This is a genomic window from Micromonospora sp. NPDC047134 (assembly GCF_040643455.1).
GTDB lineage: Bacteria > Actinomycetota > Actinomycetes > Mycobacteriales > Micromonosporaceae > Micromonospora.
This window is the reverse complement of the sequence record NZ_JBEYUI010000037.1, coordinates 1-24,297: the sequence shown is the minus strand read 5'-3', so window position 1 is coordinate 24,297 and position 24,297 is coordinate 1. Positions and strand designations below refer to the sequence as shown.

17 protein-coding genes and 1 pseudogene are annotated in these 24,297 nt (G+C 71.4%); 7 read left to right on the top strand and 11 right to left on the bottom strand.

The genetic code is table 11. The features are described from left to right. Window positions 1–4 precede the first annotated feature (4 nt). The 3 genes and pseudogenes from ABZ795_RS27205 (at window position 5) to ABZ795_RS27195 (ending at window position 2,894) form a co-directional block, all read left to right on the top strand. Complete coding sequence (locus ABZ795_RS27205; RefSeq protein ID WP_357532423.1) at window positions 5–955, top strand: hypothetical protein; 951 nt, start codon at window positions 5–7, stop codon at window positions 953–955. Window positions 956–979: 24 nt separating this feature from the next. Continuing rightward, window positions 980–1,581, top strand: a pseudogene (locus ABZ795_RS27200) (S8 family serine peptidase); the annotation flags it as partial. 236 nt (window positions 1,582–1,817) lie between these two features. After that, on the top strand, window positions 1,818–2,894 hold the full coding sequence (locus ABZ795_RS27195; protein WP_357532405.1) for a DUF2332 domain-containing protein: 1,077 nt from the start codon (window positions 1,818–1,820) through the stop codon (window positions 2,892–2,894). A gap of 48 nt (window positions 2,895–2,942) precedes the next feature. Here ABZ795_RS27195 and katG read toward each other — a convergent pair whose 3' ends face one another. Both katG and ABZ795_RS27185 read right to left on the bottom strand, forming a co-directional pair. Beyond that, the gene (katG, locus tag ABZ795_RS27190; RefSeq protein WP_327027082.1) at window positions 2,943–5,147 is read right to left on the bottom strand and encodes a catalase/peroxidase HPI; all 2,205 of its coding nucleotides are present in this window, start codon (window positions 5,145–5,147) and stop codon (window positions 2,943–2,945) included. 66 nt (window positions 5,148–5,213) lie between these two features. Then, window positions 5,214–5,645, bottom strand: a complete 432-nt coding sequence (locus tag ABZ795_RS27185) for a Fur family transcriptional regulator (RefSeq protein WP_357532404.1) — start codon at window positions 5,643–5,645, stop codon at window positions 5,214–5,216. Between the two features lie 235 nt (window positions 5,646–5,880). Here ABZ795_RS27185 and ABZ795_RS27180 point away from each other — a divergent pair, with 235 nt between their 5' ends. The 3 genes from ABZ795_RS27180 (at window position 5,881) to ABZ795_RS27170 (ending at window position 9,411) form a co-directional block, all read left to right on the top strand. Further along, on the top strand, window positions 5,881–6,579 hold the full coding sequence (locus tag ABZ795_RS27180) for a hypothetical protein (RefSeq protein WP_357532403.1): 699 nt from the start codon (window positions 5,881–5,883) through the stop codon (window positions 6,577–6,579). A gap of 107 nt (window positions 6,580–6,686) precedes the next feature. After that, window positions 6,687–8,807 (top strand): sensor histidine kinase, encoded by a 2,121-nt coding sequence (locus ABZ795_RS27175; protein ID WP_357532402.1) that lies wholly within the window; start codon window positions 6,687–6,689, stop codon window positions 8,805–8,807. Beyond that, a complete protein-coding gene (locus tag ABZ795_RS27170; RefSeq protein ID WP_327025294.1) occupies window positions 8,776–9,411 on the top strand; it encodes a response regulator transcription factor in 636 nt (211 codons plus the stop codon). The genes ABZ795_RS27175 and ABZ795_RS27170 overlap by 32 nt, the downstream gene beginning before the upstream one ends. A gap of 12 nt (window positions 9,412–9,423) precedes the next feature. Here ABZ795_RS27170 and ABZ795_RS27165 read toward each other — a convergent pair whose 3' ends face one another. The 7 genes from ABZ795_RS27165 to ABZ795_RS27135 form a co-directional block, all read right to left on the bottom strand. After that, on the bottom strand, window positions 9,424–9,951 hold the full coding sequence (locus ABZ795_RS27165; RefSeq protein ID WP_357532401.1) for an AAA family ATPase: 528 nt from the start codon (window positions 9,949–9,951) through the stop codon (window positions 9,424–9,426). Window positions 9,952–10,018: 67 nt separating this feature from the next. Continuing rightward, window positions 10,019–10,909: a hypothetical protein gene (locus ABZ795_RS27160; RefSeq protein WP_357532400.1), complete on the bottom strand. Its 891-nt coding sequence runs from the start codon at window positions 10,907–10,909 to the stop codon at window positions 10,019–10,021. A 93-nt stretch (window positions 10,910–11,002) separates the two neighbouring features. Then, the gene (locus ABZ795_RS27155; RefSeq protein WP_357532399.1) at window positions 11,003–11,635 is read right to left on the bottom strand and encodes a hypothetical protein; all 633 of its coding nucleotides are present in this window, start codon (window positions 11,633–11,635) and stop codon (window positions 11,003–11,005) included. Between the two features lie 29 nt (window positions 11,636–11,664). Further along, window positions 11,665–14,076, bottom strand: a complete 2,412-nt coding sequence (locus ABZ795_RS27150) for a family 43 glycosylhydrolase (protein ID WP_357532398.1) — start codon at window positions 14,074–14,076, stop codon at window positions 11,665–11,667. 71 nt (window positions 14,077–14,147) lie between these two features. Next, on the bottom strand, window positions 14,148–17,162 hold the full coding sequence (locus ABZ795_RS27145; RefSeq protein WP_357532397.1) for a family 43 glycosylhydrolase: 3,015 nt from the start codon (window positions 17,160–17,162) through the stop codon (window positions 14,148–14,150). 166 nt (window positions 17,163–17,328) lie between these two features. Then, window positions 17,329–19,392: a copper resistance protein CopC gene (locus ABZ795_RS27140; RefSeq protein ID WP_357532396.1), complete on the bottom strand. Its 2,064-nt coding sequence runs from the start codon at window positions 19,390–19,392 to the stop codon at window positions 17,329–17,331. A gap of 85 nt (window positions 19,393–19,477) precedes the next feature. Then, window positions 19,478–20,698, bottom strand: a complete 1,221-nt coding sequence (locus ABZ795_RS27135; protein WP_357532395.1) for an MFS transporter — start codon at window positions 20,696–20,698, stop codon at window positions 19,478–19,480. A 58-nt stretch (window positions 20,699–20,756) separates the two neighbouring features. Between ABZ795_RS27135 and ABZ795_RS27130 the strand changes: the two genes are divergently transcribed. Next, window positions 20,757–21,719: a helix-turn-helix domain-containing protein gene (locus tag ABZ795_RS27130; RefSeq protein WP_357532394.1), complete on the top strand. Its 963-nt coding sequence runs from the start codon at window positions 20,757–20,759 to the stop codon at window positions 21,717–21,719. A gap of 5 nt (window positions 21,720–21,724) precedes the next feature. Here the strand turns inward: ABZ795_RS27130 and ABZ795_RS27125 are convergent, their stop codons facing one another. Next, the gene (locus ABZ795_RS27125) at window positions 21,725–23,554 is read right to left on the bottom strand and encodes a hypothetical protein (RefSeq protein WP_357532393.1); all 1,830 of its coding nucleotides are present in this window, start codon (window positions 23,552–23,554) and stop codon (window positions 21,725–21,727) included. Between the two features lie 28 nt (window positions 23,555–23,582). Then, window positions 23,583–24,164 (bottom strand): LemA family protein, encoded by a 582-nt coding sequence (locus ABZ795_RS27120; protein ID WP_357532392.1) that lies wholly within the window; start codon window positions 24,162–24,164, stop codon window positions 23,583–23,585. Window positions 24,165–24,297: the final 133 nt, after the last annotated feature.

Sequence of the window (24,297 nt, the reverse complement as noted above, 5' to 3'; positions counted from 1 at the left end):
CCCCATGCTCCGCCGAGGTGTCCGCACCCTGTTCGGCAGCACCTTCGGGATTGCCTCGCTGGCCGCTCTGGTGCTGGCCGGGTGGGCGTTGTGGTCCGGTGGGATCTTCGACGGTCGGATCGCCCGGGAGGTCCGCGCCTCCTCGGTGTATGTCGCGCCGGGGGTCGACCTGGACGAGCCCGCCGCGGAGCGGATCATCGGTAACCGCCGGTTGGTCGTGCTGCTGATGGCCCCCGGCGACGATCTGCGGGAGGCCTGCGCCGAGACCGAGGGGGCCGCCTCCGGCACCCTGGTGCTGGCGATCAGCCGGGCCGAGCAGGACTGGGACACCTACGGATGTTCCCGCTTCCCGCAGCGGGACAGCCGGGACTTCGGTCGCGCGGTGGTGATGGAGATGACGATCAGCCGGGGGGTCGACCTCTTCGTCGACCAGCCGCTGGAAGCCTTGAAGGTGGTCACCCTCAACTACGACCTGCTGGTACGGGCCGGCACGGTGCCCGACGGCGCCCGGGTCATCAGCCCCTCGTTGCCGCGCTATCTGCTGGCCGGGGCGACGCTCGGGGGTGTCCTGGCCGGGGCGGCGATCCTCTGGCTGTTCGGGCGCCGGGCCGGTCGACTGGCCGAGGCCCGGCAGGCGCGGCGTGCCGAGTACGCCGACGGGCGGGCCGCCCTGAGCACGGCCATGGCCGAGTTGGCCCAGCAGATCGTCGACCTGGAGCAGCGACTCGGGGGCCGCCGGATCCAGACCCAACCGGAGTATCTGCGGCTGGCCGGTGACTACACCCGGCTGCTGGACGAGGTCACGGCGGTGCGGGGGGCCGACGAGGACGCCGTACGCCGACTGCGCGAGCAGGTAGAGGCGCTCAGCCGGCAGGCCGCCGGGCTCACCGAGGCACGGCAGGCTCATGGCAGGAAGCTCGTGACACCGGACGGCAAACCCGACACCGATTCGTAACATCCACAGCCTTATATGTTCGCCGAGCTGTCGCACAACGCCGACGTGCTGAGCATCGAACGCGACATCATCCAGTACGACGTGCTCGACGCCACCCAGAGCAACCCGCCCTCCTGGGGGCTGGACCGCATCGACCAGACCAACCTGCCGCTGTCGCGCAGCTACACCTACACCTCCACCGGCAGTGGGGTGCCTACAGTTCCACCCTGGCCACCGCGCTGACCAACATGATGAACAGTGGGGCCTTCCTCGCCGCCTCGGCCGGCAACACCGGCGGCAACTCGTGTGACCGGCTGCCGCGCAACCTCACCGCCGCCCTGGTGGTCGCCGCCAGCACCAACACCGACGCCCGGGCCAGCTACTCCTCCACCGGCTCGTGTGTCGACCTCTACGCTCCCGGCTCGGCGATCGTCTCGACATACCCCACCTCCACCACCTCGAGCCTGAACGGCACCTCGATGGCCACCCCGCACGCGGCCGGGGTGGCCGCCCTCTACAAGGCCACCTACGGCGACGCCAGCCAGGCCACCGTGCACAACTGGATCGTCAACAACGCCACCACCGGGGTGGTCGGCGGCAGCCTCTCCGGCACCCCGAACCGCCTGCTCAACAAGCGCAACCTGTAGGCACCCGGCAGCGGCGACCCGTTCGGTCCACCTGGCCGGTCCAGCCAGCCCTGTCGCGACCCTGTCGAGCTGACCCGTCTGCGCTCTCACCCGAGACGCCACGGGGTTGGCCGGTCACCACGATCCGCCCACGCCATCAGCTCGACAGGGCCGCAGGCAGTTCTTGGTATGCAAGCGCCCTCGGAGGGGCGGTTTCGTACCAAGATTCATTTAAGGGGTCCGATAGAGTCCGGGGAATGGGGGGTGTGGGGACGGCGGAGGTGTTTCGGGGGGCGCGTGGGTTCGACAGTTCGCCGCTGTACCGGCATCTGCTCGGTGTGGTGGCGGACGATCCGGCGTTGGTCGAGTTGGCGGCGGGTGCCAGGCCGGGGCAGCAGCCGACCTTTGCCCTGTTCGGGGCCGTGCACCAGTTGCTGCTGGGCGGCGTGACCGATCCGCTCGCCGCGTACTACCCGTCGGTCGTCGGGGCGCGGGCCCGGGCGGTCGACGCGGACACCGGGCGGGTCTTCACCCGGTTCTGCCTGGCGCACGCCGACCGGATCTCGGCGATTTTGGCCACCCGGCTGGTGCAGACCAACCAGGTGCAACGGTCCCTGGTGACCCGGCTGGGGTTGGCGCTGCTGCGCGCGGTCACGCGGGCGCCGGTCTGCGTCGTCGAGGTGGGGTGCAGTGCGGGTCTGAACCTGCGCGCCGACCGGTACGCCTTCAGCGTGGGCGGCAGCACCATCGGTGATCCCACCTCGGGCGTGCACATCCGTGTCGACGTGCCGGACGCTCGGCTACTGCCCGACCTCGCCCGACTGCCGGTCGTCGCCGATGTCGTGGGGGTCGATCTCGATCCGCCCGATCTCACCGACGCCGGGGACCGGGCCTGGCTACGCGCGCTGGTGTGGCCGGAGAACGCGCCTCAGGCGGCGCTGCTGGCCCAGGCGATGCGGGTGGTGGCCGACGATCCGCCGCGGGTGCTACGCGGTGACGTCGCCGAGATCGGTGCCGAGGTAGCGGCCAGCCTTCCGGCCGGGCTGCCGCGTCTGGTGGTGCACACCGCGACCCGGATCCATGTGCCCGTCGACCGCCGTCCGGCCTTCGACGCGGGGGTGGCCGCCTTCGCTGCGGGCGGGCCGATGCTGCATCTCGCGCTGGAGGACGATCAGCGCATCGCGCCCTCCGGTCGGGCCGGCATCGGGCTGACCGCCACCGACGCCGCCGGTAGCCGGACCATCGCCGTCGCCGACGGCCACCTGGCCTGGTTGGAGCCGCTACCCGAGCTGGGCACGCCGATCATTCTCGGAGCAGAGGACCGGAAAGGGTGACGCCCAGGGCGGCCCGGGGGACGGGCCGACCTGGGCGTCGGGGATGGATCAGGCCAGGTCGAAGCGGTCCAGCTCCATCACCTTGGCCCAGGCGGCGACGAAGTCGTGCACGAACTTCTCCCGGGCGTCGTCGCTGGCGTACACCTCGGCCAGCGCACGCAGCTCGGAGTTCGAGCCGAAGACCAGGTCGGCGCGGGTGCCGGTCCAGCGGACCTCACCGGTGGCGAGGTCGCGGCCCTCGAAGGTGTTCGCGTCCTCGGAGGTCGACTTCCACGCCGTGCCCAGGTCGAGCAGGTTGACGAAGAAGTCGTTGGTCAGCAGCCCCGGGGTGGCGGTGAAGACACCCAGCTTCGACTGCTGGTAGTTGGCACCGAGGACCCGCAGGCCACCGACCAGCACGGTCATCTCGGGCGCGCTGAGGTTCAGCAGGTTGGCCTTGTCGATCAGCAGGAACTCGGCCGGCAGGCGGTTGCCCTTGCCGAGGTAGTTGCGGAACCCGTCGGCGGTGGGCTCCATCGCCGCGAAGGACTCCACATCGGTCTGCTCCTGGGTGGCGTCCGCACGCCCGGCGGTGAACGGCACCTCGACCTCGACCCCGGCCTCGCGGGCGGCCTTCTCGACGGCGGCGGAGCCGGCGAGCACGATCAGGTCGGCCAACGAGATCTGCTTGCCACCGGTCTGGGCGGCGTTGAAGGAGGCCTGGATGCCCTCCAGGGTGCGCAGCACCTGGGCCAGCTCGTCGGGGTTGTTGACCTCCCAGCCGTTCTGCGGCTCGAGGCGGATCCGGGCACCGTTGGCGCCACCCCGCTTGTCGCTGCCCCGGAAGGTCGAGGCCGACGCCCAGGCGGTGGAGACCAGCTGGGCCACGGAGAGCCCGGAGTCGAGGATCTGGCGCTTGAGGGCGGCGATGTCCTCGGCGTCGACCAGCTCGTGGGTCACCGCCGGGATCGGGTCCTGCCAGATCAGGGTCTCGCTGGGAACCTCCGGGCCGAGGTAGCGCTGGATCGGGCCCATGTCCCGGTGGGTCAGCTTGAACCAGGCCCGGGCGAAGGCGTCCGCGAACTCCTGCGGGTTGGCCAGGAACCGCCGCGAGATCTGCTCGTAGATCGGGTCGACCCGCAGGGACAGGTCGGTGGTGAGCATGGTCGGGGCGTGGCTGCGGGTCGGGTCGTGGGCGTCCGGGACGGTGCCGGCGCCGGCGCCGTCCTTCGGCTTCCACTGGATCGCTCCGGCGGGGCTGCGGGTCTGCTCCCACTCGTAGCCGAAGAGGATCTCGAAGAAGCTGTTGTCCCAGGCGATCGGGGTGTTCGTCCAGGCGCCTTCGAGGCCGCTGGTGATGGTGTCACCGGCGTTGCCGGTGCCGAAGGTGTTCCGCCAGCCCAGGCCCTGCTCCTCCAGGGAGGCGCCCTCGGGCTCGGGGCCGACGTACTTGTTCGGGTCGGCCGCGCCGTGGGTCTTGCCGAAGGTGTGCCCACCGGCGATCAGGGCGACGGTCTCCTCGTCGTTCATCGCCATCCGGCGGAAGGTCTCCCGGATGTCCCGGGCCGCAGCGAGGGGGTCACCGCTGCCGTGCGGGCCCTCCGGGTTGACGTAGATCAGACCCATCTGCACCGCCGCCAGGGGGTTCTCCAGCTCCCGCTCACCGGTGTAGCGCTCGTCGCCGAGCCAGGTGGACTCCGGGCCCCAGTAGACGTCCTCGTCGGGCTCCCACACGTCGGCCCGACCACCGGCGAAGCCGAAGGTCTCGAAGCCCATCGTCTCCAGGGCCACGTTGCCGGCGAGGATCATCAGGTCGGCCCAGGAGAGGTTCTTGCCGTACTTCTTCTTGACCGGCCAGAGCAGGCGGCGGGCCTTGTCCAGGTTGGCGTTGTCCGGCCAGCTGTTCAGCGGGGCGAAGCGCTGCTGACCGGCGCCGGCGCCACCACGGCCGTCACTGATGCGGTAGGTGCCCGCGCTGTGCCACGCCATCCGGATGATGAACGGGCCGTAGTGGCCGTAGTCGGCCGGCCACCAGTCCTGCGAGGTGGTCAGCACCTCGGCGATGTCCCGCTTGACGGCGGGCAGGTCCAGGCTCTTGAACGCCTCGGCGTAGTCGAAGTCCACACCGAGGGGGTTGGCCACCGCGGGGTTCTTCGCGAGGATCTTCAGGTTGAGCCGGTTCGGCCACCACTCGCGGTTCCCCCCGCCCTGGGTGGGGTGCGGAGCGCGCGCGGACGTGACCGGGCAGCGACCCTCGCTCTCCTCCGATTGCATGTCTCCTACGACTGCGTCGTGCTTCTCAGCCACGGGGATCCTTCCAGGATTGCGGGAACGGGTGGTTCAGGAAATCTGGGCGGTCGAACAGTCCGGGCACCGGCCCCAGTAGATGACCTCGGCCTCGTCGATCTCGAAGTGGTTGTCGTCGGAGGCGGTGAGGCAGGGCGCCGCACCGACGGCGCAGTCCACATCGACGATCAGGCCGCAGGACCGGCACACCGCGTGGTGGTGGTTGTCACCGACCCGCGACTCGTACCGGGCCACCGAACCGGGTGGTTCGATGCGTCGTACCAGGGCCGCCCCGGTCAGCGCCCGGAGCACGTCGTAGACGGCCTGGTGGGAGACGCCGGGCAGGTCCTGCCGGACCGCTTTGATGATCGACTCGGTGTCGGCGTGCGGCTGCGCGTACACCGCCTTCAGCACCGCCACCCGGGGACGGGTCACGCGCAGCGCCGCGTCACGCAGCAGCTGTTCGAGATCCTCGGGCGTCGGCATGCCGTGCAGTCTTGCCGCTTTTCTGGAATGAGTCAAGAAGAAGTCTCGGGCATTCGGCGATAAAAGGCCGTTCCCGGGCAGAATCGAGCGTCGATTCGGTCACTCCGAACACCCGGTTCAGCGGGTGTCCCGGGGAAATCCCGGTCGGTCGGGACGGAATGACACATGTGGGCCGGGTCGGTCGGGCGACAGGGTCGGTGCCGAAGAGGTTCACCGACCGAGGAGGCGACCACCCATGTATCCCGCCACGACACCGACCGGCCCGACCGGGAGGCCACCGCAGGCCGTACGCCCGAGACGGGCCTGGGCCCTCTCCGGCGCGGTCGGCGGCCTGGTCGGCCTGGTCGGCATCTTCACCACGGCCACCCTCACCGAACCCGCCGAGCAGTTCCGGGGCGACAACGCCGAGTACGTCGCCACCCTGACCGAGCGCACCGGGCATGTCTGGGCACACCAGGTGGTGACCGTGGTGGCCATCGTCTGCCTGGCCGTCTTCGCCGCCGGTCTGCGGCGATACCTGGCGGCCCAGGAACCGGCCGACAGTCTGGTGCCGACCCTGGCCGCGACCGGGGTCGGGCTGGTGCTGGTCGGGCTGCTGGTCGGCGGCGGCATCTCGACGGAGTTGTTCTTCGCCCTGGGCGCGGCCGAACAGTACGACCCGGACGTGATCGCCCCGCAGTTGACCATCGTCGCCACCATGACCTGGCTGTGGGGCGGCATCGGGCTGAGCGCCGGTGCGGTGGCGGTCGGTGGGCTGCGGCATGGTTCGGTGAGCCGCTGGTTCGCGGTCTTCAGCGCGGTGATCGCCGTACTGATCGCGGCCACCCAACTGGCCCCGGTGCAGTACATCGCGCTGGTGCCAGCCGGAATCTGGACGATCGTGGCCGGACTGGTCCTGGCGGTCGGTCAGGGTAGCCGGCCCGCCCGGAACTGACCGTGCCGCCTGCGGAGCCGCACCGATCGGCTCGGCATCAGGTACGAGGTGCCGGGCCGGTCGTCCGATCCACCGCAACGGATGCAGCCATTAGTGTCAGCGAGGCCATGACCAGCCACCGTACGGCCGACACCCCCGCCGAGGTGTCGACGGACCGCCGACTCGGCTGGGTACGCCGGGCGGCCTGGCCGGTGTGTGTCACCACCCTGCTGCTGTGCGCCTGCGCGGTGGCCCTGGCCGTGCTCAACCGGGCCACGGTCAACGATGTCACCCATCTGTTCCTGGTGGTGGCCAGTGCGGTGGTCGGGGCGACGATCGCCGCAGCGCGCCCGGGGCACCCGATCGGCGTACTGGCCCTGACCAGCGCCTTCTGCTTCGCCCTGCAGGAGGCCTGCGGCCAGTACGCGGCACACGGCCTGGTCGTGGAGCCCGGCTCCCTGCCCATGGCCGCCGCCCTGGCCTGGCCGCAGAACTGGCTGTGGGTGCCCGGCAACGCGGCGTTGGCCCTGATCCCGGTCTTCTTCCCGGACGGTCGGCCGCCCTCGCCCAGGTGGCGGCCGGCGATCTGGGCGGTGCTGGTCACCGGGGCGGCGGCGATGGTCACCGGGGCCCTGCGGCCCGGGGCCAACGAACAGGTGGCACCGGTCGGCGCGGTCAACCCCCTGGGGGTTCCGGGTTGGCAGCCGGTGGCCGATCTGACCGCCGGGGTGGCCACCCTGACCAGCGCCCTGGTCTTCCTGGCGGCCGGCGCCACCCTGACCTGGCAGGCCCGCCGGGCCCACGGGGTACGCCGCCAGCAGGTCAAGTGGCTCGGGTACGCGGTGGCCCTGGCGGTCGCGGTGGTGGCCGCCCGGCTGGTGGCCGGGTTGACCGACGGGCGACCCGGGCCCTTCCCGTACGGCAACGTGTTCTGGGACCTGGCCGGTGGGATCAGTGGTGCCCTGATCCCGATCGCGATCGGCATCGCCATCCGGCGGCACCGACTGTTCGACATCGATCTGCTGATCAGCCGGACTGCGGTGTTCGTCGCCCTGTCGACCGTCGTGGGGGGCACCTATGTGCTGGTCGTCGGGCTACTCGGGGCCGGTTTCGGCACCTCGGCCAGCCTGCCGGTCTCCTTCGTCGGGGCGGCGGTGGCCGCCCTGCTGGTAGCCCCGGTGCGGCACTGGCTGCAACGGCGGGTGAACCTGCTGGTGTACGGCGAACGGGACGACCCGTACGCCGTCCTGGCCCGGCTGGGGCAGCGGCTGGAGCAGACCCAGGACGCCGCCGCCGTACTGGCCACCAGCACCGCCACCGTCCGCGAGGCGCTGCAACTGTCGTACGTGGAAATCGCCACCGTGGACGGGTGGTCGTACCGGCTGGGGGCGCCCCCCGCCGAGCCGGTGCGGCTGCCGTTGTCCGCCGGTACGCCGGTGGGACACCTGCTGCTCGGTCCCCGGGCCGGGGAGAGCACCCTGGGCGCCCGGGAACTGCGGCTGCTGCGGGATCTGGCCCGGCACATCGGGGTGGCCGTGCAGGCGGTCCGGGCTCTCGACCGGGCCCAGTCCCTCGCCGCCGACCTGCAACGGTCCCGGGAACAGTTGGTGCTGGCCCGGGAGGAGGAACGTCGGCGGTTGCGGCGGGACCTGCACGACGGCCTGGGGCCTACCCTGGCCGGGTTGACCATGCGCGCGGAGGCGGCTCAGGAACTCGGGCCGGGTGCCCCGGCGCAGCGGCTGCTGGAGGAGATCGTGGTCGACGCCCGTACCGCGGTGGCCGAGGTACGACGGCTGGTCCACGGTCTGCGCCCTCCCGCCCTGGACACCATGGACCTGGCGGCGGCGCTGCGGTCGCACATCGCCACCGGCCCCTCCGACGGGCCGCAGGTGCTCCTGGAGGTCCCGGCGGCCCTGCCTGCGCTGTCGGCCGCCGCCGAGGTGGCGGCGTACCTGATCGCGGTGGAGGCGTTGAACAACGCCCGCCGGCACGCCCGGGCCGACCGGGTGGAGCTGCGGCTGTGGGTGGAGGCGGACCTGCTGCACCTTCAGGTACGCGACGACGGATGTGGCCGCCAGCCGGGCCGACCGGACGGCGTCGGTATGCACTCCATGCGGGAACGGGCCGAGGAACTCGGCGGTTCCTGTGTGGTCACCTCCACCCCGGGTGGTGGTACCGAGGTCACCGCTACCCTGCTCACCGGCACGAAGGGGACCGATGGATCAGATCCGGGTACTGCTGGTCGATGATCACGCGCCGTTCCGGACGGGGCTGCGGGCGTTGCTGGCCACCAGCGGCGACATCGAGGTGTGTGGTGAGGCCGCCAGCGGCGAGGAGGCGCTGGCCGTGTTGGCTCGCCTCCAGCCCGACGTGGTGCTGCTGGATCTGACCATGCCCGGCATCGGCGGCATCGCCACCACGCAACGGCTGGTGCGGATGAGTCCGCACGCCCGGGTGTTGATCCTGTCCATGGCCGACGACGACGATTCGGTCTTCGCCGCCCTGCGGGCGGGGGCCCGGGGTTACGTCCTCAAGGGGGCCCGCCGTCAGGAGATCATCCGTTCGGTGCGGGTGGTGGCCGACGGTGAGGCGATCTTCGGTCCGGCGATCGCCACCCGGCTGATGGGGTACTTCGCCGGGCTGGCCCGCAACGAGCCGGCCTTCCCGGAACTCACCACCCGGGAGCGGGAGATCCTCACCCTGATCGCCGAGCACCTGACCAATCCGCAGATCGCCACCCGGCTGGGGCTGAGCACCAAGACCGTGCGCAACCACGTCTCCAACATCTTCGCCAAGCTTCAGGTCGTCGACCGGGCGCAGGCGATCAGTGTGGCCCGGGAACGCCGGCTGTGAGCGTGGGCCGGCCTACCCGGGCAGGCCGGCCAGCCAGTGCTCCAAGGCCTGCGGGGTGTCGAACAACAGCACCGGGGGCCCGGCCGGGTCCTGCTGCCAGGCCCGCATCCGGCGTCGTTCCCGGCTGTACCCGGTGAGGTGCCAGCGCAGCACGGAGTCCCAGCCCAGCACGCTGCCCAGCGACTCCCGGTTGCCGTTGCAGATCACCTCCCCGGTGGAGAGTCGGCGCAGGGTGCGCCGCAGCAGCCAGCGGAAGGACAGTCCACGCGGATAGTCCAGACCGATCACCAGGTCGGCGCGGGACAGGGGTACGTCCCGCCAGCCGTGGTAGGCCCCGTCGAGGATCCACCGTTCGCGCCGGCAGATCGCCTCGATCCGGCTGCGCTGCACGGCGACCGGCACCTCCACCCAGCCCGGCTCCCAGAGCAGGTCGTCGACCGGGTGCCAGGGCAACCCCAGCCGTTCGGCCAGCCGGTGAGCCAGGGTGGACTTGCCGGAGCCGTGGACCCCGTAGACCAGGATGCGCGCGGGCGGGTTCATCGCGGTGCAGCCTAGTGCAGCGTGCCACGGGCGGCCGGGTCAGCGCCCGACCGCCCCGGACGCCGGGTCAGCGCTTGCTGGCCAGGTCGCCGCAGTCGGTCTCGTCCGGCAGCAGCGGCCGCAGGTGGACCGTCCACTGCTTGCCCTCGGAGACCCAGGGGGTGGCCGTGTTGGCGCTGGCGGCGGCGGCCAGCACCTGCTTGGCCTGATCGCCGGTGGCGGTGACGCAGCTCAGGCCCAGGTCCTTGCTCAGCTCGGCGCCGGGCAGCGCCGGGCCCGGCCAGGCCGCCTCGGGCTGGTCGCCGACCTCGGAGTTGGTCACGTAGTCCTCGGCGACGGCGGCGACGGCGGTCGGCGCGTACGCCTGGGTGTCCGTGGTCGCCTTGCCCAGCGGGCCGGTTTCCGTGGTCAGGGACTCGGCGAAGGCCCGTAGCTTGTCCCGGGCGGCCTGCTGCTCGGCGGTCACCCCCTGGCCGGGGTCGGCGCCGGGGTCGGCGCCCATGTCCAACGCCTGCACCTCCAACTGCTCGGTGCTGGTCCCGTCGAAGATGGTGAACCGGGTCGCGGGGACGTCGGCGACCGGCGGGCTGCCCAGGTCGCTGACCTTACCCACCCCGGCCTCCCGGGCCGCCTTGATCAGGTTCTCCAGCTCATCGGTGCTGATTGTGCCGACCTGGAGGTTGGGCAGGGCCGGACCGGGATAGACCAGGTTGACCGGCCCCTGGGTGATCACCCGTCCGTCGCCGTAGACGCTGATCGCGGGCAGTCGGGTGGCCAGCATGGCCGGGGTGGTGAACCCGCCGACGTGGTCCATCCGGAACACCACGGCGTCGGCGGAGTAGGACTTCTCGGGAGCGCCGGAGTCCCCGGCACCGTCGGCGGCCTGCTGCCCGCAGGCCGCCGACGCCAGCAACAGCAGGGGAACGACGGCCAGTCGCCCGTAGCGTGTGGTTGTCATGCCGATCTGACGTAGCCGCGCCCGGATCGGTTTCGTCGATCCCGCACCGGATGTGGGGGCCGCCCGCACCGCGCGGCCCCCACGATCGGCTTCCTACTCGAACAGGGACAGGGTCAGGGTCGAGGTGTACGCACCCGCGGCGACATCCGCCGGAGTACGCAGGAACAGATCCGCGTCGACGGTGTACTCGCCAGGGGTCACCGCACCCGAATCGAAGGTCGAGACCAGCAGCTCCTGGTCCACCAGACCCACGTTGTTACCCGGCTGAGTCGGCTCGTCCACGACGGTGACGACCTCTTCACCGGCGCTGACCAGACCGGTGTCCCCACCCTCGATCAGCTTCGGCTTCCAACCCAGGTGCCCGGCACCGATCGGGGCCTGGTCGGCGTCACCGACGAAATCGGTAGCGCTGCCCAGCACCGCCCACGCGGCACCGGCCGGCACCTCGTCGGCCGTACGGGTGTCCGTGACCGTCACCGTCGGCAGGTTGCCGGTGAACTGGCGGACCAGCAGGGTCGACCCGTCCTCGGACAACGCCACCGAGTCGGCGGCGACCGACATGGCGAGGACACCCGGCTGCCGGATCTCCTCGATCTCGACGGTCACCTCCACCCCGGTCTCGTCACCCGGCTCGGCGTGGGCCGGCCCGGCCAGCGCCACCGCGCCGACCAGCAGGGTGCCGGCGGCACCGGCGGCCAGCAGCCGCCCGCGTTTGCCTGTGTCCATTCAATGCTCCGTTTCTGCCCGAGGGTCGGTCAGGCGCCGCAGGTGGCGCCCGAGTGCGGGACGGTGTGGGTGGTGGTCACGGTCCGGCCCTCGATCGAGCCGGTGACCCGGACCGTCACCGATCCGGCCGTGAGGGTAGCGGTGCGGGTGTTGAACTGCTGGTACGCGTTGGCCCCGGCGGCCACCCCGGAGACCGTGCGCTTGCCGTGGGCGGTCTCCAACTCGATGTCGACCGGCCCGTCGTGGTCGTTGCGGGCCTGCACCGCCAGGTACACGTTCGCGCCGATGCACCGGGTCTGCGCGGTGGCGGTCACCGGCAGCTGGTCGGTGGCGGCGGTGAACTGCCAGGTGTCGAGTTCGAACAGGTCGGCCCCGGCGGCACCGCTGAAGGTGAAGTAGAGGTCGTGCACCCCGGAGACCCCCTCCAGGGAGGCGGTCAGCTCCGTCCACTCGCCGAGGGTCCCCTCCACCGGGATGGTCGCCACGACCGGCCCGGCTACCTCGTCGAGGCGCACCTGGATCTGGCCACCGGCTGCCAGCGGGCGCACCCTGGCGGTCACGCTGCCAGCGCCGGAGCCGAAGTTCACCGAGGACAGGGCCGTCCAGTCCCCGTTGTCGATGTCGCGGACCACCAGGTTCGGGGCGGAGCCACCGAACTCGGCGGAGCCGCCGTCGACCTTGGCGGTGGCGATGCCCTTGCTCCAGCCGAAGGTCTCCGCCTCGAACACCCGGTACGGGTCGAAGTCCCGGACCTGCTCGACCCCGGCGTAGGTGCCGACCACCTGCTGGATGGTGCCGTCGGGGTTGAAGGCCAGTTCCTGGATGTGCGGGCTGCGGTAGCCCTGGGTGGTGTTGCCGTTGATCCGCTTGTTCAGGGTCGGGGCGTGGTACGTGAAGTAGTACTTGCCCTCGTACTCGAAGACCGACTGGTGGTTGTTGCCGCCGGTGCCGGTGCCGAAGAACTGCGACTGGTTGGGGAACAGCACCCCGGCGTAGGTCTCCTTGGGCCAGGACATCGGGTCGTCGGAGATCATGTAGCCGATCTGGCCGCCGCCGGGGTAGCCGGGCAGCGGGGTCTGGTTGCCCCCGAAGTCGCTGCCGCCGAAGTGCGAGGAGTACGACAGGTAGTACTTGCCGTCGCGCTTGAACACCTGGGCGGCCTCGAAGGCCACCGGGGCGTCCACCACAGCCGCGGTGCCCTCGGTCGACACCATGTCGTCACCCAGCTTGATCGCGCGCAGGTTCTTCGGATTGTTGAACCGCTCGGCCGCCGGCATGCTGGTCGAGGCGGGACCCCCACCGAAATAGAGGTACGGCTCGCCGTCGGTGTCGACGAAGGGCGCCGGGTCGAACTTCCAGGCGACCGCCTCGGCACCGGGGGTACGACCGTCGATCAGGGTGCTGGTGCGCTCACTGGTCCACGGGCCGACCGGCGAGGCACCCGTGATCACGTTGCTGGAGCCGCCACCGTTGGCGTAGTAGAGGAAGAACTTCTCCTGGCCGTCGACGACCTTCTTGGCCATGCCGGGCGCCCACGAGTTGTTGGTGAACGGCGCGACACCGTTGGGGCCGGCGACCGGGACCTCACCGTGGTCGGTCCAGTTGACCATGTCCGTCGTGGAGATCACGGTGATCTGGTTGATGTCGCCGTAGTTGATGCCCGGGGAGACCCCGGTGGTGGGGTTCGGGGCGTACCCCTGGGTGTCGTTGGTCATGTACATGTACACCCGGCCGTCGTGGACGAAGCCGTACCCGTCGGCACCGAACTTGTGCCCGATCAAGGGGTTGTGTTCGCCGGGCAGCTTGCCCACCACCTCGATGGTCTTCGAGGCGGGCGGGGGCGGCGGGGCGCCGACCACGGAGACCTCGTCGAGGGTGAAGTCCATCAGGTGCAGGTTGGGGTCACTTGCCGGGTCGCTGGTCCAGGGGGTCTCGAAGAACAGCCGTGCGGTGGACACCCCCTGCCCGGCCGGGATGGTGAACTGCCCGTTGAAGTGGGCCCACTGACCCCGGGTGGCGGTCACGCTGACCAGGTTGGTGTAGGTGCCGCCGCCGTAGTGCATGGTGGCGAAGAACTGCTTCGTCGCCGGGGACTGCGGGTTGTCGTACTTGATCCGGGCGCTCAGCGCGTAGGTCTGCCCGGCCTGCACCTTGCCGGAGAGGTCCTGCATCGGGCCGGAGCCGGTGGTGGCCCGGTCGGTGACGTGCACCGCGCTCGATCCGGAGTAGGCGTCGCTGGTGGGGGTCAGGGTCGCGGCGTCGGTGGCGTTGCCGTTGTTGACGAACCAGCCGGTCAGCCCCTGCTCGAAGCCGCCGTTGACGATGAGGTCGGCCTCGGCGGCCTGGACCGGTGCCGCGGACACGAAACCGGCCAGCAGCAGGCCGGCCGCCGCGACCGCGGCGACCCGGCGACGGGCCACCCTTCGCAGATGGGGTGTCACAAATGCCCTCCTTCACGTGGGACGGGGGCCCCGGGGCCGGCGTGGGTCCGGCCCCGGGGCAGCTCAGGGGGTCAGCCGCCGCAGGTGGTGGCGGCGTGTTCCGCGGTGCGGACGGTGGTCACCGTCCGACCCTCGACCGTGCCGGTGACCCGGAAGGTCGCCGTACCGGCCGGTATGGCGGTCGCCCGGGTGGTGAACTGCTGGAAGGCGTTGGCGCCCGGGGCGACGGCCGGGAAGCTGCGCTGGCCGTACGCGGTCTCCACGACCACCTCGACCGGACCGTCGTGGTCGTTGCGGGCCTGCACCGCCAGGTACGCCTTGCCGGCGACGCACCGGGTCTGCGCACTGACGGTGACCGGCAGCTCGACGGAATCCCGCAGCACCCCCAGCCGGGCCAGGTGGTAGCTCAGGGCCCGCTCGGGCGCGTCGATCTGGTTCTGGGTGCCGAACTCACCGGCCCGGGCTGCGCTCGCGGCGGCCAGGGCGGCCCGCATCGCGGCCCAGGCCTCGGCCGGGTACTGCGCCTGGTCCAGGGTGCCGGCGTGGGCGATGGCCGCGTCCAGGGCGATGGTGTCCAGGGGCCGGCTCTGGGCGGTGAGGGTGTCGCTGAGCAGGAAGTGGTCGAAGTCGACCTGCCCGCCGGTCTGCTGGGTGGCGTAGTTGAACAGGCCGACCCGGTGACCCATGAAGTGGGCGAGGCTGCCGTCCAGGACCTGCGGACCGACCCGGTTGCCCAACTGGGTCCAGGTCAGCCCGTCCAGGCTGTAGTGGAAGGTGGTCCAGAGCTGCCCGGTCGGCGCGGCGAAGTCCAGGTCGGCCTTGAGGTGCACCTCGGTGGCCTCACCGAGCGCGACCGTCGTGCCGGGCAGGAAGTTCTCCAGGGTCGACTGGTCCAGGTCGACCGCGAAGGGCTGACCCCGGTTGACCACCCCGAGGGTGTTCACCCCACCGGCCCGCTTGACGGCCACGTACGAGAAGCCCCGGTTGTAGGCGGCCAGCCCGGCGACGTCCCCGTCGCGCATCCGGGAGATGTCCATCTTCGTCTCGACGGACTGTCGGGGGCCGAAGGTCCGCTGGGACAGGGTGTTGCGGGCCTCCTCGAACCAGGCCAGCTCGGCCCGGTTGGACAGCTTGGTGTAGACGTAGTCGCCGGTCACCACCTTGCCGGTGGTCAGCCGCAGCCAGCCCTCCCGGTCGGTCAGCGACCAGTACCGGTTGTCCGGGGCGTGGTTCCACTCCCAGGCCATGTCCAGCCGCGACCCGTTGGGCCGGATCTCCGCCTCGGTGGGGTGTTCGATGCTGGAGCGCTGCCCGACGATCGACACCTCGTCGAGAAGGTACTCCACGCTGGAGGAGGCCGGCTGCGGGTTGGCCCAGGGGGTCTCCACGGCGAACTTGACGTTGCTCACGTTCGCCGAGGCCGGCAGGGTGTACTGGCCGGTGACGGTGGTCCACTGCCCGGCAGGCACGGTGCCGAAGGTCATCACCTGCACCCCGGAGCCCCAGTCGGCGACCAGGTTGAACCGTACGCTGCTCGGGCCCGAGGTGTACTTGATCTTCGCGGAGACGGTGTAGGTGACCCCGTGCTGCAGCTTGCCGGCGAGGTACTGATGGGGGCCGGAGCCGTTGAGGGTACGGTTGCCGACCTTCAGCGCCGCCGCGCCGGTCGCCGGGTCGGCGGTGTCCCGGGTCAGGGTCGCCCCGAACTGCGCGGCCCACGGCGACACCTCCTCGGACTCGAAGCCGGGGTTGGTCAGCAGTTCGACCCCGAGCAGGGACTCGTCGACGGCCGGCGGGGTGGGAATGGTCCACTGCTCGTCCAGGTACGCCTTGTGCGGCGCGTCGTTGGCGAAGTCGTCGGAGACCACGATGCTCTTCTGCCGCTCGAACAGCTCCTCCGCAGGGCTCAGTCGGATCGGCTTGTCGAACCCGCCCTCGACCGGCACCACACCGTTGTCGCCGAAGGTCGGCCAGCCGTCGGCCCAGGTGGCGGGGATCAGGGCCGGGATCCGGCCGATCGGAAAGGTGTCCCGGAAGAACATGCCGTACCAGTCGGTCGCGCCGCCGGTGCGGGCGATCGGCACCAGGCTGCCCTGGGCGAAGCCGTTGGAGTTGAGCACCCCGCGGGCCTGCCAGGTGTTCGTCCCACCCGGGGCGGTGTGCCGGCCGAGCAGTTCCGGTGAGCGGAGCATGACCACCTGGCGGCCCTGACCGGAGGGCCAGGTGATGATGACGGCGTAGTACTGGCCGTCGATGTAGTAGAACTGGGCGCCCTCGAACAGGCCGCCGATGAAGGGCTGACCGGCGTAGTCGTTGGCGCTGAACACGTTCGGGTAGTCGGCCACGATGGCGGTCAGCCCGGCGTTGAGGCGTACCGCGCTGATGGTGCCGTTGCCGTAGAAGATGTACGGCGTACCGTCGTGGTCGAAGAAGAGGGAGGGGTCGTGCAGGCCCCGGCCCAACGCCGTACGCTGCCAGGCCCCGTCCTCGATGTCGTCCGTGCGGTAGATGTACGCGCCACTCAGGTTGTTGGTGTTGAAGGCGACATAGAACATGCCCTCGTGGTAGCGCAGCGAGGAGGCCCACTGGCCCTGCCCGTACGAGTTCTGGCCGTTGCGCAGGGAGAACGAGTCGCCGATGCTGGCCCGGTCGAAGACGTAGTTGACGATCTCCCAGTTGACCAGGTCGTAGGACTTCATGATCGGCGCGCCCGGGCTCAGGTGCATGGTGGTGCTGATCATGTAGTAGATGTCCCGGCCCTCGTCGTTCTCAGCGGCCGGCACCCGTTCCACACTGATGTCCGGCACGTCGGAGCGCAGCAGGGGCACCGTGTAGGTGCCGTCGCCCCGGTCGGTCGAGGTGTACGACGAGCGGGGCGACCAGGGCTGGTCGGCGTGGGCGGCGGCACCGGGCACCAGGGCGGCGGCGCCGACCAGGGTGCCGACCGTGGCCACCCCCAGACCCTGCCGACCTGGCCGCATCCGGCGCAGCAGGCGAGTCATGGTGCGGACGATCGTCAGCAGCGGCGGGGTGCGGCGAGACGAGTCGGGGCAGGGGTCGGCGGCAGCGGCGACGGGCACGTGCATGGCGGGCTCCAGACGCGAGCGTGACGGGACCCCTATGGTGTTAGCGCTAACAACGATCGTCAAGACCCTGATCGACACTTCGGCGAAATCTACGAGCAACATCTCCCGGAAGGTCCGGTGTGAGCGCTCCCAGTGCTCAGCCCGCTCGCTGCCACAGTGGATCTGCTCAGCTCAGGTCCAGAGTGAACTCCGCGGTGTGCACCTTGCCGTCCACCTGGAAGTCGAAGAAGGCCCGGTACCGCCCGAGGCTCGGCACGGTCAGCCAGAAGGTGACCGCCCCGTCGACCACCTCCGGTTCCGGGTGCACGTGCACATAGCCCAGGTCCCCTTCCCGCAGCACGACCAGATGCCCGTACGCCCCGAGGTAGGGCTGCAACTCGGCGGGCCCGGCGGCACCGGCCACCCGGAGCACGATCGGTGCGCTCAGCCCGATGGTCGGCGCACCGTCCATCGACACCGTGTAGGGCCCGGCGGTGGCCTGGGGCGCCGGGGCGGGCAACTGTGCCGGTGAGTAGACCCCCGGCACCTGGTGGTCGACCCCGAGCACCAGCGGCAGCTGCCGGCCGTCAGCCGTGGTGACGGAGAAGTCGGCGTACAGGCGGTAGTCACCGGCCCGGGGCAACTCCAGGGGCACCCGCCAGACTCCGTCCTCGCCCATGCTGGGGTGCAGGTGCTGGTAGCCGCCGAGGTCCCGGCCGACCACGATGAGGTGCAGGGGCTTGTCGTGTACGACCGCGAAGTCGGTCACCGGCTGCCGGTTGCCGTCGACGATGCGGAACTGGTAGTCCACCCGCACCCCGGGGGGTTGGGACCGCTGCACCGGTTGCAGGGTGTAGCCGGCCGCGCTGACCCCCGCCCCGGCCACCTGGTCCTCCCCGGGGTGGGTGTGTGCCCCGGTGCCCGGGGGGTGCTGGTGCCCCTCGGCGGCCGATCCGGCCGGTACCCCTGGGTCCCCCGGCCGGGCCCCGGTGTTGCCGGGCTGCTCGCCGCCGCCGATCCGGCCCAGCCCGAAACCGGCCAACAGGGCGATCACCAACCCACCCACGAGCAGGGCCAGGCGGAGGTTGCTGGACCGGTCGGTGGGCACGGGTTCGTCGGCCAACGCCGACGATTCCGTCGGTGCCGCCGACTCGGCAGCCGCCGGAAGGCCGACGGTGACCGGGTCGCCGGACGGCCGGGGCCGGGTCGCCGCGACGACAGACGCACCCTTTCGGTCGGCCGCCCCGGCCTCGCCCGTGCTGCCCCGATCCGACCGGGTAGCGCTCCGATCCGACCCGGTAATGCCCCGATCCGACCCGGTAGCGCTCCGGTCCGACCCGGTACCGCCTCGCCCGGGTTTTGCGGTCGCCGGACCGGAGCGAGCGGTCGCGCCAGAACGAGGGGTCACCGCAGCGGAGCGAGCGGTCGCACCGGAGCGGGCGGTGGTCTTCTTCTTTCCCTTGGGGCGGGAGCCGGTGGCGGGGCGGCGACCCGGGGCGGTACGGCTCGGGCGGTGGAGCAACCCGGCGGCCAGGGTGGGGCGGCGCCAGAGGAGCAGGCCGATCAGGGCGACGGCGACCGCCACCGCCACCGCCGTCCAGGCCCCGGCCCTCAGGCCGCCCTCGGCGGGTGGCGTCGGGGCGGCGGCCGGGGGTGCCGAGGCCGGTGGGACGGCGGAGGCGGGTGCGGGCTCGGCGTCGTGCCCGTGCTGGTCGACGGCGGCCACCAGGGCCGGGTCCGGCTGATCGGTCGGGGGGCGCCATCCGGCCGGGGCCGGGGTCACCGGCCCGGTGTAGCGGAAGCTCAGGGTGCCGCGTACCGGTTCCCCGTCGGAGGCCACGGAGAGGTAGCTGACCGTGTACCGCCCGGTCGCCGGCAGGTGGGCCAGGTTGACCACCGCCGGGTAGCCGGTGGTGTACTCCCGGGGTTGGAAGGTGCCGTCGACCAGGAAGTACTCGCGCACCGGTTGGTCCAGTGGGCGGGGCTCCCCCTGGGTCCAGCCGTTGTCGATCCGGATGCCACCCGGTGCGGTGACCGCGAAGTGGGCGTTCGGTACCACCTGTTCGGTGAAGTAGAGCTGCACCCTGGTCAGCGGCTCGGTCACGGTGGCGTCGGCCTTCGGGGTGGACATCGCCAGGCTGCCGTGCGCCGCCGCCGGGGCCGCACCGACCAGGATCCCGACCGCCGTGGCCAGGAGGAGCGCTAGCAGCCCGGAGGTGACCCGGATGGGGGTCCTGGGGAGACGACGCATCAGTTCATCCTCACGACGGCACAGCTTCAGCCAAGACCCATACATCTTTTTGCATGCATGACGAAAGTCAATACATCGGCCGCCCTCATCCGGGCCCGCCCCCGACCCGGCTGGGTCCGGTCGACTCCGGAGTCTCTGCCGACACCGGATGGGTGCCGCGCAGGCCCGGGGTGAGCAGGGCCGTCATGACCAGGGAGGAGCCGGCCAGGGCGGCCACCGCCAGGTGGGTCGGCACCAGGTCGGCCAGCACCCCGGCCAGGGCGGCGAACACCGCCTGCCCGGTCATCGTGCCGTTGTGATTCAGACCCAGCACCTGGCCCCGCGCCTCGGCCGGGGCCCGGGCGATCAGCCGCTCCTGCAACGGCAGCGAGACCGCGAAACCCACCGAGGCGACCAGGGCGACCAGCATCGCCAGCGGCAGCGCCGGCTGCACCAGGAAGACCAGGTACGGCAGCGGGAGCAGCAGCCGCAGGGGCAGCACCCACCGGTCCCGCGCGGACGGGGAGAGGAAGCGTCCGACCAGGACGTCACCGGCGAGCATCCCGAAGGCCCCGGCGGCGAAGAGGAAACCGGCCCGTTGGCCCGCGTACGGCAGGAACAGCGCCTCGCAGCCGACCACCAGACCGTTGGGCAGCCACAGGTTGAGGTAGAGCGACCGGCAGCCCGGGTCCCGCCACAGTTGCCGGTTGACCCGCAGGGTACGGCGGGTGGAGGCGGTTCCGGTGGCCCGCGCGGGACGTTCCCTGAGCCCGAGGCGGGTGACCGCGAGCGCCACCGCCCGCAGCAGGACGGCCACTCCGAACACCTGGTCCGGACTCAGCCACACCAGCAGCAGCCCGCCGGCGGAGAACCCGGCGATCTGCATGACCCCGACGCTGACGTTCATCGCCGAGCGGCCCAGCACGTACCCACCGGCGGGCAGGATGTCGTTGATCAGGGCCCAGCGGGCACCCCCGGTGACCGATCCGACGTACGCGACGATCAGGATGACCGCGAACCGGGCCCACAACGGCAGCCCGGGCAGGGCTTGCAGTCCGGCCCCCAGGAGGGCGACCAGCGCGGCCAGGCCCAGGGCCCGACGCGGCGGCAGGCTGTCCGCCGCCGAGAGCAGGGTCAGGCTGCCGAGCACGCCCGCCAGGGGTGCACCGAACATGCTCAGAGCGGTGAGCAGGGCGGAGCCGGTCGCGGCATAGGTCAGCGAGCCCAGGGCCAGCGCCGAGGTGGTGTGGGCGGCGATGCCGGCGCAGTTGGCCACGAACAGGTTGCGGAATTCGGCTACGGCGAACAGGTCCGAGTAGGTCCTCACCGGCACGATCCTCGTGGCGTCCGGGGCGTACCCGTAGAGTTACGGCTGGAGGCGAAACATGTCGATTTGGCGGGTACCGGTGGACCTGCTGGCGCGCAGCCGGTTCATCGTCTCGCCGATGACGGACACGGTCGCCGCGCTGCGGGCCCTGCACCACCCCGCCCGTCCCTGGCAACACGCCTGGCGACAGCCGCACCTCGGGGCGTACCGACAGATGTTGGCGCGGCGGGCGACCCTGCGGGCGGTGCTGGCGGCGGCCTTCCAACCACGGTGGACGGCCGACTTCCTCACCCTGGCCCCCGCGACGGCCGCACCGGACTTCGCCGAGGAACTGGCCGTCGTCGCTGAACGCGGCGACGACCAGATCCGCGCGGACCTGCGGGCTACCCGGCCCGGCCCGCTACCGGAGATCCTGTCCGCCGACGGGCTGACCGCCGAGGTGGTGTTCCTGCTGGACTGGGTCTGGGGGCACACCGTACGGCCGGAGTGGCCGAACCGCCGACGTCGGCTCCAGGCCGACATCGTGGCCCGCACCGCCCGGCTGAGCGCCGAGGGGTGGGCCGGGGTGCTGGCGGGCTTCAACCCCGGGATGCGGTGGTTGGGTGACGGCTGCCTGCGGGTCAACGACTATCCGGCGGCACCACTGCCCCTCGACCGGGCCGAGGAGTTGGTCTTCGTCCCGGCCCACTGCGTTCGGGGCTGGGTGCTGTGGGACCAACCTACCCGGTTCGGCATGGTCTACCCGGCCACCGGCATCCTCGCCGAGACCACCCCACCGGTGCCGGAAGGGCTGGACCGGCTGATCGGGGCGAACCGGGCGGCCATCCTCGTCCGGCTGACCAGCCCGCTGAGCACCTCGCAGCTGGCCTCGGTCACCGGGCTGTCCCTGGGCTCGGTCGGTGACCACCTGCGGGTGCTGCTCGACTCCGGTCTGGTGACCAAGCGCCGGTCCGGTCGGGAGGTGCTCTACTGGCAGACCTCGCGGGGGGCGACCCTCTGTGGACCGGCTACCGGCGAATGATCCGGTCAGCCGGTGGTCTCCGGTCGGCCCGCCGAGGCCCGGGTGGCGGCCTGGGTCAGCAGCCAGGGCAGGCTGGCCGTCCGGGACCGGGCGGCACCGTGCAGGGTCACCAGCAGCGTACGGTCACCCAGGCGCAGCACGGCCCGCTCACCGCGCAGGTACGCCCCGTCACCCACCCCGGGCACTTCCTGACCTCGGGTGTTGATCCGCCAGATCCACTCCGCCGCCGTACCGGAGACCGCCTGGATGGTCAGCACCGGCCGGCCGTCCCCGGCCGCCCGGAACTGCACCCCGCTGACCGGGCCGGGCAGGTCGACCGCCTCGGGGGCGTGCACCGCCAGGCCCAGCGCCTCGCCGATCTCCTCCGGGGTGATCAGGTACACGGGCGATTCGGCACCGGTCGCGGCCGACATCTCGCTGGGGTGGGTGACCGGTTCGGCCAGGTTGCGGGACCGACCGTGGCCCACCACCGCGAACCCGACCACCCGTCGGGACCAGGGCCGCACCCGGATGGTCACGATGTCCCCGTCGTGGCACTGACCGGCCCACTGACTCGGCAGCCCCCAGGCGGTGGTCCGATCTCCGCGGCCGTCGTCCACCGCCAGGTGGTACAGCCAGGGCCGGGACGGCATGTTCTCCCCCTGGGAGGTCGACTTCCACACCTGCACCCAGAGCACCTCGCCGGTGATGGTGCGTTCGGTGAACAGGTCCACCACCCCGCGCACCAGCGTGTAGACGGCCCGGGCCAGCATCAGCCCCGCCACCACGACCAGGCCGAAGATGACCATGGAGAAGGCCCGGGAGCCGGGATAGTCGCTATTCGGGGTGGGATCGGCCACCGGGCCGAAGAGTCTCAGCACGAAGAACGCCACCCCGCCGGGGATCACCGCTCTGAGCAGCAGTCCCGGCAGGGTGCGACCCTGGTGGGTCCGCTGGGGGTAGCGGACCCGGACCCGGTGCCAGGTGCCCCCGTACGAGGACCAGACCAGGTTTCGATCGCCCATGCCCAGGTCCAGGACCGCGCTGGTCAGGTGGGTGGCGCCCAGTGCCGCGCCGTAGCCTAGGTACCGGTCCCAGATCGCCACCGAGGCCGGGGGCAGATCATCGAACTGCTCGTGCCCCCGCAGCCAGTCCCGCACCCCCAGCCACCGCGCCGCCACCTCGGCGCCCCGGGGGGTGTCCCGCTCGCCCTGCGCGGCCGCGCCGAGGCTGGACAGCACCGCGAAAGTGAAGAACCCGGCGGCCACACCCCGGATGCCCCCCGCCGAGTGCGACACTCCGTAGCTGGTGACGGCGAGCCAGACGAACACCCCGGCGACCAGGGCGGCGGCCGACAGCAACGCGGTAACCCTCGGGCCGAAGCGCCGCCGGGACAACCCGGCCTGCCGCGCGTGGTCGACCACCTCCGCGCGGAACCGCCTGTTCCACGCCTTGGCCTGGCCCTGGTCGCGGAAGGTCAGGGCGGTCAACGGCAGCGCCCCGCCGGCGGCCAGCCCTCGCACCCGGTTCAGCACCCGGCGTTCGTACGGACGCAGCCCGGTCTCGTCCGGCGGCGAGGCGGGCATATGCAGGGTGGTGTGCATCGGGTCGTCGCCCGGCTGGCGCAGCTCGACGAAGCCACGGGCCGCGAGATCGAGCAGGGTAGCCTCGGCCGCGTCCTCGGTGACCGTCCACCGGTTGGCCAGCAGGTTGACCAGGGCCGGTGGTTCGTCGCCGAGTTCCATGGTGGCCGGCGCCGGTGTCGGGTTGGCCGGTCGGGTGGCGAACCGGATGGCACCGTACACCGCGAACCAGCCGGCCACCGCCACCGCGATCACCGCGATCTCGACGAACAACCCGGCCTCCCTTGTGGTGCTCTCGCCGTCAGTACCGGACCTGGACGGCGGCGCGTTCCGCCCCGTCGGCCTGGAAGTATTCCGTCGGTCGGAACCCGCCGAGGTTCGCTACCAGGTTGGTGGGAATCGACTGGACACTCGTGTTGAAGGTCAACACCGCGCTGTTGTAGAACTGCCGGGCGTAGGCGATCTTGTCTTCGGTGCGGGCCAGCTCGCCCTGAAGGGACGCGAAGTTCTGGTTGGCCTTCAGCTCCGGGTACGCCTCGGCGACCGCGAACAGTCGCACCAGGGCCTGGGTGAGGGTGTTCTCCGCCTCCGCCCGGTGGACCACCGCAGGGGCACCGGCTGCCGCGATCGCCCCGCTGCGGGCAGCGATCACCCCGGTCAGGGCGGCGTTCTCATGTGTCGCATAGCCCCGGACGGTCTCCACCAGATTGGGGATCAGGTCGTAGCGGCGTTTGAGCTGCACATCGATCTGGGCCCAGGAGGCCTGCACCTGGTTGCGCTGCCGGACCAACCGGTTGTAGGCGACCAGCCCCCAACCGAGCACGAGCACCACCAGCAGGCAGAACAGCCCGCCGACCGCGCCGAGCATCACGCCCCTGCCCATCCCCACCCCCCGGCAGTCCTGGCCCGAGCATGAGCAGCCTAGTGCCATGACCACAAACGTTCACGGTGTTCGGGGTAACACGGCGCGCGGGCTGACGGCCCAGCCGGTCGCCGCGAGGCCGGTCGGCGAGCAT

Coding starts and splice junctions, on each gene's coding strand:
- ABZ795_RS27205 (WP_357532423.1), top strand. CDS start 5: ATGCTCCGCCGAGGTGTCCGCACCCTGTTCGGCAGCACCTTCGGGATT.
- ABZ795_RS27195 (WP_357532405.1), top strand. CDS start 1,818: ATGGGGGGTGTGGGGACGGCGGAGGTGTTTCGGGGGGCGCGTGGGTTC.
- katG (WP_327027082.1), bottom strand. CDS start 5,147: ATGCAATCGGAGGAGAGCGAGGGTCGCTGCCCGGTCACGTCCGCGCGC.
- ABZ795_RS27185 (WP_357532404.1), bottom strand. CDS start 5,645: ATGCCGACGCCCGAGGATCTCGAACAGCTGCTGCGTGACGCGGCGCTG.
- ABZ795_RS27180 (WP_357532403.1), top strand. CDS start 5,881: ATGTATCCCGCCACGACACCGACCGGCCCGACCGGGAGGCCACCGCAG.
- ABZ795_RS27175 (WP_357532402.1), top strand. CDS start 6,687: ATGACCAGCCACCGTACGGCCGACACCCCCGCCGAGGTGTCGACGGAC.
- ABZ795_RS27170 (WP_327025294.1), top strand. CDS start 8,776: ATGGATCAGATCCGGGTACTGCTGGTCGATGATCACGCGCCGTTCCGG.
- ABZ795_RS27165 (WP_357532401.1), bottom strand. CDS start 9,951: ATGAACCCGCCCGCGCGCATCCTGGTCTACGGGGTCCACGGCTCCGGC.
- ABZ795_RS27160 (WP_357532400.1), bottom strand. CDS start 10,909: ATGACAACCACACGCTACGGGCGACTGGCCGTCGTTCCCCTGCTGTTG.
- ABZ795_RS27155 (WP_357532399.1), bottom strand. CDS start 11,635: ATGGACACAGGCAAACGCGGGCGGCTGCTGGCCGCCGGTGCCGCCGGC.
- ABZ795_RS27145 (WP_357532397.1), bottom strand. CDS start 17,162: ATGCACGTGCCCGTCGCCGCTGCCGCCGACCCCTGCCCCGACTCGTCT.
- ABZ795_RS27140 (WP_357532396.1), bottom strand. CDS start 19,392: ATGCGTCGTCTCCCCAGGACCCCCATCCGGGTCACCTCCGGGCTGCTA.
- ABZ795_RS27130 (WP_357532394.1), top strand. CDS start 20,757: ATGTCGATTTGGCGGGTACCGGTGGACCTGCTGGCGCGCAGCCGGTTC.
- ABZ795_RS27120 (WP_357532392.1), bottom strand. CDS start 24,164: ATGGGCAGGGGCGTGATGCTCGGCGCGGTCGGCGGGCTGTTCTGCCTG.